Below are 9,062 nucleotides of genomic sequence, written 5' to 3'. Positions count from 1 at the left end.
CATCACCCACCCGCCGCGCCAACCCATGCCGCACCCCTTCAGAAAGGCCTGGGAGGGAGGGTGTGTCGCGCAAGTTGATGCGCCAAGTGCCCCCAGGTCGGGGCGTGCCTGCCTGCTTGGAGCGACGCGGTGTACGGCGGGGCCCCGCACGGCGCGGTCGGTATACTGCGCATCCTCATGAAGACGGACACGTTGAAGGCGCAGCTCAAGCGCACGTTGCGGCGCGATTTGTGGATCGCCGTCGCTCCCGCGGCGCTGCTCATCGCGGTGGCATTCGCGGTGACGTTCTATTTCGTCAAGCCCGCGCCGCCCAAGACGCTGGTGATGGCGCTGGCGCCGGACGAGGGCGGCTTCAACTACATGGCGAAGCGCTACCAGAAGTTCCTCGCGCAGCAGGGGGTGACGCTGGAGCTGCGCACCACGAAGGGCTCCGTGGGCAGCGTGGCGCTGCTGGCCGCGGAGGACAGCGGCGTGGACATCGCCTTCGCGCAGAGCGGCACCACCGGCGGCAAGGGGCAGGAGGTGCCGGAGCACGTGGCGTCGCTGGGGAGCCTCTCCTACGTGCCCCTGTGGGTCTTCTACCGGGGCGAGCCCGTGGACGACGTGCGCGGCCTCCAGGGCAAGCGCATCGCCGTAGGCCCCGAGGAGAGCGGCACGCGCGCGCTGGCGATGACGCTGCTCCAGGCGAACAAGGTGGACGCGGCGCCCACGGAGCTGCTGCCGCTGGAGCGGGACGCGGCCATCGACGCGCTGACGCAGGGCAAGGTGGACGCGGTGTTCCTGGTGTCACCGGCGGAGTCGCCGCGCATCCAGAAGCTGGCGGCGGTGAAGGACGTGCGGCTGCTCAGCTTCACGCGCGCGGAGGCGTACACGCGCCGCTACCCGTACCTGTCGCGCCACGTGCTGCCGCAGGGCGTGTTCGACTTCGCGAAGAACGTGCCGGACCAGGACGTGGTGGTGCTCGCGCCCAACGCGCTCCTGCTGGCGCGGGACTCCCTGCACCCGGCGCTCGCGTACCTGTTGATGCGCGCGGCCAGTGAGATTTCCGGTACGGCGGGCCTGCTGGACAAGACGGGCGAGTTCCCCGCGCCGCTCGCGGCGGGCTTCCCGCTGAGCAGCGAGGCGAAGCGCTATTACGCGACGGGCGTGCCGCTGCTCCAGCGCTACCTGCCGTTCTGGGCGGCGAACCTGGTGGACCGGCTGTGGGTGATGCTGGTGCCCATCATCGCGGTGGTGGTGCCGCTGGGCCGCGCGGTGCCCGCGGCGCTCCTGTGGCGGGTGCGCTCGCGCATCCACCGGTGGTACGCGCGGCTGAAGGAGATTGAAATCCAGCTGGAGGAGGACCCGGACCAGGAGATGCTCCAGGACATGCTCAAGCGGCTGGAGGAGGCCGAGCGCGAGGTGAACCGCATCGCGGTGCCCATCGCCTACGCGGAGAACCTGTACTTCTTCCGCGAGCACGTGGACGTCGTGCGGCGCCGGCTCACCCGCAGGCTGGCGGGCGCGCCCGAGCACAAGGACGCGCACCCGATGCAGGTGCCCGCGTAGCGCGAAGACTTCAGGGCGCCAGGCCGAGCATCTCGCGGATCTGCCGGGCCATTGCAATCTCGGCCTCGTGCACCTGGCCGTCGCCTGCGATGAGGGTGTGGACGGCGTCGAGGACGGCCCGCGGGTCCTCGCGCAGCACGCTCAGGTTCGGAGGGGGGAGCGGCTTGCCCTCGTGCAGGCAGCGGGTGAGGACGCTGAGCTCCGTCAGGGGCACGCTGAAGCCGCGCGCGGTGTCGATGATGGAGTCGATCTCCTCGCGGGTGACGCGGCCGTCGCTGGTGGCCACCTGGAGCAGGAGCTTGATGACTTCGATGTGGAACTGGGACTCAGGGGGCAGCGGGGCAGCCATGGGGATTCAGGTCCTCCGGAGCGGTCCAGGCTGACCTGCCAGGGGGGGAGCCGTCCAGCCCGACGTCACCGCCCCGCCGGGAGAGGCCCTGTGCCCGACAGGTTGTCCATACCTCTTTGGAGGGATGGGCCCCGTTTCCGCCCTCTAATACTTGTTGGGTATTGGCAACGGGGGTGTACCCATGGGCAAGGCACGGAAGTTCCTGTCGCGTGAGCAGGCGTTGATTTCGGAGCTGAAGGAAGCGCTGGGCAACGCCCGGACCCTCGAGGACGTCTACGAGGCCCTCTCCTCCGCCCTGCTCAAGCTCTGCGAGGCGGATCACCTCGCGGTCGGCTGCGCGAATCCGGACGGGACTGCGGGCCTGCAATGGAAGACGGACACCGTCCACCCCCTCCTCAAGGATTACGCCGAATGGGTGCAGGAGGACTTCGTCTTCCGCGCCACGGTGGTGCAGCCCAACGTCGTGCTCAGTGATGTCCAGATGCTCCAGGGGCAGCCCCTGTCGGAGACGGAGACCTTCCGGCGCAGCCAGGGCGCGGGGCTGAAGCTCAAGCGCGTGCTGGCGTCGCTGCTCTTCACGGAGCAGGACCTGAAGGGGGGGATCGCGATGTACCGCGAGTCCTCGCGGCCCTTCTCGGTCCGGGCGCAGTGGTTCCTCCAGCAGATCCTCCCGTACATCTCCCGGGCGGTGGCCCGGCTCCAGGAGTTCTACGCCCTGCGCTTCGAGCGGGACCTGCTCAAGGCCCTGGCGATGGGCTCGAGCCCCGTGCTGGTGCTCAACAGCCTGGGGCGGAAGGTCGCGGACACGGGGCCGGCCATCCCGCTGCTGGAGCGGTGGTTCGCGCCCCACGAGCTCAGCGACGGCGTGCCCCGGGCCTGGATGGAGCGGGTGATGGCGCTGTCCCGCTTCGACGTCGCGGTGGATCCCCGGTTGGAATCCCTCACGCTGGAGCGCGGCGCGGACCGGTTGGACGTGACGTTCAGCCCGTCCGCCGTCAGCTGGGGCGGCCGCAACCTGTGGCAGGTGCGCATGCACGAGCGGGCCCACTGGATGCGCCCGGACTGGAAGGAGAAGTTCACCGCCCAGGAGTCGCGCGTGGCGGACTGTCTCCACGAGGGCCTGGCGAACAAGGAGATTGGTCCCCGGCTCGGGTGCTCCGTGGAGACGGTGAAGGTCCACATCAAGTCCCTCTTCGAGAAGACCGGCGTCCACAGCCGCGCGGAGTTCGTCGCCAGGGGCCGCCGGGAGTAACCCGTGAACTTCACATCGCGCGAGCTGCGGTTGATCCGTGAGATGGAGCGGCGCCTGATTGGCGTCAGGACCTTCGCGGACATCTACAAGGCCATCGAGGACGTGATGCTCCTCGTCTGCAAGGCGGAGCACCTCGCGGTGGGGTTCTCCCACGTGGACAACTCCCCGGGACTGGAGTGGGAGGCTCCGACCGTGAAGCCCCTGCTCCAGGGGTACTCGGCGTGGGCGCCCCGGTGCTTCGTGTACCAGTACACCCTGAGCCGGCCCAACCGCGCGGCGAGGGACGGTGTGATGCTTCAGGGCGTTCCGCTGGAGCGCACGGAGACCTTCGAGCACAGCGTGAGGGCTGGCTTGAAGCTGCGGCGCGTGCTGGCCACGCTGCTGTTCAAGACCCGGGCGAAGTTCCTGGGGGGCCTGGCGATGTACAAGGAATCCGCCAGGGAGTTCTCCCTCCGGGATGAGCTGCTGCTCCAGTCGTTCATCCCCGCCATCAAGGAGGCGGTGGACACCGTCCAGGACTTCCAGGCCGAGCGCTTCCGGGGTGACCTGCTGTCGGCGCTTTCAAGGGAGCCGTGGGCCGGGATGGTCCTGAACGCCCTGGGCCGCCGCGTGGAGGAGACGGGCACCGCCAGGGACGTGGTGAACGACTGGTACCCCACTCCCAGGGAACTCAGCCATGACGTGCCGGCGGACTGGGTGACCTTCGTGAAGTGGCTTTCGAGCCTGGACGGCGTCCCGCCTCCTGATCAGAGGACCCTGACAAAGCCGAGGGGCCTCGACACCCTGAAGGTGAGCTTCAAGCCCTCCACGGTGCTGCGCCCGGGCTGCACGTTGTACGAGGTCCGCATCGTCGAGGAGCTGCACTGGATGCGGGAGGAGTGGTCCCGGAAACTGTCTCCCCAGCAGCTTAAGGTGGCGGACCTGTTGAACGAGGGGGCCAGGGATGAGGACATCGCCCGTGAGCTCAAGCTCGCCCTCAATACGGTGAAGGAGCACACGAAGGAGATCTACCGGAGGACCGACACCGAGGGGCGGCTGGACTTCGTCACCCGCGGGCGCCGCTCATAGCGCGCGGCCGAAGAAGTCACGCAGCTGCCGCGCGTAGCCCTCGGGGTTCTTCTGGGCGTACTCGCCGTGGCCCGCTTCGGGCACCACCCACTGCTCACGGGGTTCGCAGGCCGCGCGGTAGAGCTGGCCGCCCAGCTTCTGGGGGCCGTCCGGGTCGCGGCCTCCGTTGATGAGCAAGAGCGGCCGGCCCTCCAGCCGGCACATCCCGTCCACGGGGCGCACCGCGTCCACGTCGATGCCGGACCGGCGCAGGCCCCAGAGCACCGCCCAGGTGCTCAGCCCGTAATGCGAGCCCATGTCCCCCGCGAGATCCGGGAACGCGCCCGCCACCGCCACCGCCTTCACCCGCGCGTCCTCCTGCGCCACCAGCAGGGCCGTGGTGCCTCCCATGGAGAAGCCGAACAGGCCCACCCGTCCCGGCGTCACGTCGGGCCGGGCGCGCACGAAGGCCAGGGCCGCGCGCACGTCCTCGCGCTCGCTGTCGCCCCAGCCCACCGCGTCGCCCTCGCTCTCGCCCTGACCGTGCAAATCGAACAGCAGGACGCCGTGCCCCGCCCCGGCCAGTGCCCGCGCTTCGAAGAGGACCCGCGTGCGGTTGTCCGCGAAGCCGTGCACCAGCACCACCGCGGTCCCATCGCGCGATGGGACGTACCACCCGCGAAGCCTCCGCCCCGCGGCCTCGAAGGACACGTCCTCCAGGCCCGTGAGCGCTTCCGTGCCGGACGGCTTCGTCACCGGGATGCGCGCCGGATGCACCAGCGCTTGCGCCGCGCGCAGGCCTCGCGCCGCCGTGACCCCGCCCGTGCCCAGCGCGCCCAAGGCGAGCCCCAGCGCGGTGATGCGACCCCAGCGGACGCGGTACTTCTTCGTGGACACGGTCAGCTCCGGACGGGCCCGCCACCCGCGCGCCAGCGCTCGACGAGGTTCTTCGCGGCGGTTCCCCAGTCGGGGTACTCGAAGGTGAAGCCCGCGTCCAGCAGGCGCCCGGGGACCACGCGGCGGCTCTTGAGCAGCAGCTCCGTGTCCGTGCGCATGAAGAACGCGCCCACCTCCAGCATCCACTTCGCCGCTGGCAGCCCCACGCTCACGTGCGCCGCCTCGCGCAGCTTCGCCATCAGCTCGCGCTGGGGCAGGGGATTGGGCGCGGCCAGGTTCACCGGCCCGCTGAGGTCGTCGCGCTCCAGCAGCAGCTGCACCGCGCGCACGAAGTCCTGGCCGTGGATCCACGACACGTACTGCTGACCACTGCCCGCGGGCCCGCCCAGGCCCCGGCGCGTCAGGCCCAGGAGCACGTCGAAGATGCCCTCCTTGTCCGGGCTCATCACCATCGCGGTGCGCAGCGCCACCTTGCGCGTGTGGGGCGTGTCCGCCTCCGCCAGCGTGCGTTCCCACGCCTGCGCGATGTCGATGCTGCGCTTCCAGTACGCCGGCACGCCGGGCTCGTCCCCGCCAATGAGGCCGGTGGCCTCGTCGTTGGGCGCGTCCAGCCGGTGCGCGTACAGCGTCGCGGTGCTCATCTGCAGCCACACGCGCGGCGGCTTCGCGGCCCGCTGGATGGCCTGGCCCACCACCCGCGTGGAGTCCACCCGCGAGTCCATCATCTGACGCAGGTTCTCCTCCGTGTAGCGGCAGTTCACGCTGCGCCCCGCCAGGTTGATGACCGCGTCGGCGCCGTCCACCTCCTTCGCCCAATTACCCAGGGTGCGTCCGTCCCACGACACCGTGCGCGCCTCGCCCTGGCCTCCCCGGCTGACGAGGACGACCTCGTCGCCCCGTGCGAGGAACGCCCGCGCCAGCAGTGCGCCCACCTGGCCCGTGCCACCCGGAATCACGACCTTCATGGATGCAGCCCCCTCGGTTCGTGTGTCGCCGGAAGGCATAGCGCGCGCCCCGTCCGCGCCGCCCGGCTCCGGAACCCGGCCCCCCAGGCCGTCCTGGTGCCGGCGATGAGCCCCGCTTTTCCCTGGCTCCGGGGCCCGGCGGAGGGGGCTTTCCCAGGATGTCCCGGGTCGGGCGGAGAAAACCCACCGGCGCGAAGGGAAAATGCGGTGCGTCACGCAACCGGGGGCGCGTCTGGACGAAAATGGGTCATCCCCCACCTCGAAGTCCCGAGGGCCGTCCATGATCATCCCGTCCCGCCCGCTCTCCGTGTCCCGCACCTCGACGGCCGCCACGCCGGCCCCGGCCTCCACGGCCCGCACCCCGAAGGCGTTCTCTTCGGTCTCCACGTTCGAGGCCCGCGCCCCGTCGAAGACGCCCACGACGCCGGTGCCCGCGCCGCAGGTGCCGGTGGAGGACGTGCCGCCGTCCAAGCCGGACCCGCGCTACGACGGGTTGAAGGACCAGGCGCTGATCAACGCCCTGCATGACGCGGTCAGCAAGCACAAGGACCTGGGCTACAACCAGGCGCGCAAGGTCATCTTCACCACCCTGGACAACCACGACGGCGTCGTGACGTGCGTCTACACGGGCAAGGAACTGAAGACGAACAAGATTCCCAGCAGCAACGTGATGAACACCGAGCACACCTGGCCCCAGTCCAAGGGCGCCACGGGCGCGGCGAAGGCGGACCTGCACCACCTGTTCCCCACCGACAGCAAGGCCAACTCCATCCGGGGCAACTACCCCTTCGGCACGGTGAAGAACGTGAAGTGGGAGGAGAACGGCGCCAGGTTCGGCACCGACGAGAAGGGCCGCACCGTCTTCGAGCCGCCCGACGCGCACAAGGGAAACGTGGCGCGCGCGCTGTTCTACTTCTCCACCGTCTACAACAAGCACATCCCGGCGGACGACGAGGCCGTGCTCAAGCAGTGGAACACGCTGGACAAGGTGGACGCCGCGGAAGTGAAGCGCAACGACGTCATCGAGACCTACCAGCAGAACCGCAACCCCTTCGTGGACGACGCGTCACTGGCCGACCGCATCGCGGACTTCTAGAGTCCGCGGAATGTCCCGTCCGCTCGCGCCCCTGTGGGCGCTCGTCCCTGGCCGCACCGGTGTCCCCCTCTTGAAGGTGGGGGGCACGCCCGAGGCCCCGGGACCCCTGGAGTGGCCCGCCTGCGCCATGTGCGGCGGGCCGCAGCGCTTCCTCTTCCAGTTGCCGCACGTCGAAGGACGGCTGGACCTCACGCCACACGCGTCGGTCCACGTCTTCCAGTGCGAGAACCCCGACACCGTCTGCTTCCGGTGGGACCCGGAGGAGGGCGCCAACGCGGCGGTGCCGGTGCAGGCCGGCGCGCCGTCCGTGAGCGCGCCCCCGGGGCCGGTGAAGCCGTACGCGGAATGGACGCTCGGCTTCGAGCCCGCCACCGAGGACACCGAGGCCCTGTCGGTGGACGTCAACGACGCCACCGAGGAGCAGCTCACCGCGCTGGACCGCGCGCAGGAGGAGGCGCCGGAGAGCAAGGTGGGCGGCGTGCCCGGGTGGCTCAACGGCGAGGCGACGCCGGAGTGCTGTGACGCGCCCATGCGCTTCATCGCGCAGCTGGCCGCGATGCCCTTCGGCCTGGACTTCGGCGACAACGGCCGGGGCTACCTCTTCCGCTGCACCCGCGAGGACTGCGTGCGGCCCTTCCGCTTCCTCACCCAGGGCGCCTGAGCGGCGTCAGGGCGAGGTCAGGTTCTTCAGCCGCTTCGCCCTCCGCGGGCGGGCTCCTGGGCGACCGCGAGGGACGAGCATCACCGCTGCATGGCCTTGAGCAGCTTCTGGGCGTCCTCCGCGCTGAGCTTGCCGGCCTCCACCAGGTCCAGCACGCGGCGCATCTCCTCGTCGGGGATGCCCCGGGACTGGGGCGGCTGGGGTGGCATGGGCGGCTGCGGCCGGTGGTGGTGACGGGCGCCCGGGCCCGCCCAGGACGGCGCGCCCCACGAGTTCGCCCACGCATGGGCCCACTGGTTCGCGTGGCGCTCCGCGCGGCGCTGCCAGCGCTCCGCCTGACGCTGCCAGCGCAGCGAGTCCTCCTCCCAGCCCTCCGCCTCCTCGCGGGCTGAACGGCCCGACTCGCGGATGCGCACCGAGCCCAGCTCCGTCTCCATCAGGAGCGTCGTGGCTGCCTGCGGGTTGGACGGGTAGCGCGTCTGCGTGGAGCCCAGCGACGTGTGGGCGGAGATGTTCACGTCCAGCCCGGACACCAGGCGGATCTCCACCGCGCCCACCTGCGTCCCGATGCGGTGCTCGCCCACGTCCAGCGCGTCCACGTCCAGCTTCACCGCGCCCGCGGCGGCGTGGACGTGGAAGGTGCCACCCACGCGCTCGCCGATGATGCGGCCCGCGCCGGTGCGCAGGGTCAGCTTGCCGTGCACGTCGCGCAGGCTCGCCGTGCCCGCGTCGGTGGACAGCTCCAGCTCGCAGTCCTTCAGGCCCGCGATGCGCACGGCGCCCGCGTCCAGCTGGAGCTTCGCCTTCACGTCGGGCGGCACGAACAGCTCCGCCTGTCCGCCCTGGCGCCAGAACAGCGACAGGAAGCCCGCCTCGCGCGGCACCAGCTCCACCTTCGTCAGGCGGCCGTGTTCCTGGATGCGCGCCTCCATCCGGCCGTGCGTGACCAGGTAGGGCTTCTCGCCCTCCGGCAACGCGGACACGACGAGCGTGGCGGCGAGCGCGTGCAGCTCCAGCTCCGCGTGCTGCCCCCACGGAATCGCGTGGCGCTGGGAACCGTCGCGCGCGGACGACGAGGCGTCGGAGGACGGCGTGGCTTCAGGGTCCATCATGGTGGTTACTCCCGTGCCTTCTTGAGACGTTGAGCGGCCTCGTCCGCGTCGATGAGCCCGGCCGCGAGGTCATCGAGAATCTGCGCCCGGCGCGGTGAGCCGCGCTCCCGGGACGGAGGCGGCGGCGGGGCAGGG

Annotated in this window: 9 protein-coding genes; 5 read left to right on the top strand and 4 right to left on the bottom strand. The window is 70.7% G+C overall.

The features are described 5' to 3' along the window. Nucleotides 1-177 precede the first annotated feature (177 nt). A complete protein-coding gene (locus D7W81_RS36805; RefSeq protein WP_120560048.1) occupies nt 178-1,548 on the top strand; it encodes a TAXI family TRAP transporter solute-binding subunit in 1,371 nt (456 codons plus the stop codon). Between the two features lie 10 nt (nt 1,549-1,558). On the opposite strand, the gene D7W81_RS36800 is transcribed toward D7W81_RS36805, so the two are convergent. Continuing rightward, entirely contained in the window at nt 1,559-1,897 is a 339-nt protein-coding gene (locus tag D7W81_RS36800; protein ID WP_208721600.1) for a tellurite resistance TerB family protein, read from the bottom strand. A gap of 181 nt (nt 1,898-2,078) precedes the next feature. On the opposite strand from D7W81_RS36800, the gene D7W81_RS36795 reads away from it, so the two are divergent. Beyond that, nucleotides 2,079-3,149, top strand: a complete 1,071-nt coding sequence (locus tag D7W81_RS36795) for a helix-turn-helix transcriptional regulator (RefSeq protein ID WP_120560046.1) — start codon at nt 2,079-2,081, stop codon at nt 3,147-3,149. A 3-nt stretch (nt 3,150-3,152) separates the two neighbouring features. Next, nucleotides 3,153-4,217 (top strand): helix-turn-helix domain-containing protein, encoded by a 1,065-nt coding sequence (locus D7W81_RS36790; RefSeq protein ID WP_120560045.1) that lies wholly within the window; start codon nt 3,153-3,155, stop codon nt 4,215-4,217. Here D7W81_RS36790 and D7W81_RS36785 read toward each other — a convergent pair. Together D7W81_RS36785 and D7W81_RS36780 are read right to left on the bottom strand one after the other, a co-directional pair. Next, nucleotides 4,212-5,093, bottom strand: coding sequence for an alpha/beta hydrolase (locus tag D7W81_RS36785; RefSeq protein WP_120560044.1), 882 nt, complete (start codon nt 5,091-5,093; stop codon nt 4,212-4,214). The two genes, D7W81_RS36790 and D7W81_RS36785, sit on opposite strands and share 6 nt — an antisense overlap. Nucleotides 5,094-5,095: 2 nt before the next feature. Beyond that, nucleotides 5,096-6,058 (bottom strand): TIGR01777 family oxidoreductase, encoded by a 963-nt coding sequence (locus D7W81_RS36780; protein WP_120560043.1) that lies wholly within the window; start codon nt 6,056-6,058, stop codon nt 5,096-5,098. 280 nt (nt 6,059-6,338) lie between these two features. On the opposite strand from D7W81_RS36780, the gene D7W81_RS36775 reads away from it, so the two are divergent. Continuing rightward, nucleotides 6,339-7,154 carry an endonuclease I family protein gene (locus tag D7W81_RS36775; RefSeq protein ID WP_120560042.1) on the top strand — a complete coding sequence of 272 codons (816 nt, stop codon included), beginning with the start codon at nt 6,339-6,341 and terminating at the stop codon, nt 7,152-7,154. A 10-nt stretch (nt 7,155-7,164) separates the two neighbouring features. Continuing rightward, nucleotides 7,165-7,815, top strand: coding sequence for a hypothetical protein (locus tag D7W81_RS36770; RefSeq protein ID WP_120560041.1), 651 nt, complete (start codon nt 7,165-7,167; stop codon nt 7,813-7,815). Between the two features lie 80 nt (nt 7,816-7,895). Here D7W81_RS36770 and D7W81_RS36765 read toward each other — a convergent pair whose 3' ends face one another. Then, nucleotides 7,896-8,927: an SHOCT-like domain-containing protein gene (locus D7W81_RS36765; protein WP_120560040.1), complete on the bottom strand. Its 1,032-nt coding sequence runs from the start codon at nt 8,925-8,927 to the stop codon at nt 7,896-7,898. Nucleotides 8,928-9,062: the final 135 nt, after the last annotated feature.

The organism is Corallococcus aberystwythensis, assembly GCF_003612165.1.
Classification (GTDB): domain Bacteria; phylum Myxococcota; class Myxococcia; order Myxococcales; family Myxococcaceae; genus Corallococcus; species Corallococcus aberystwythensis.
This window is presented reverse-complemented; position numbering and strand designations above follow the sequence as displayed.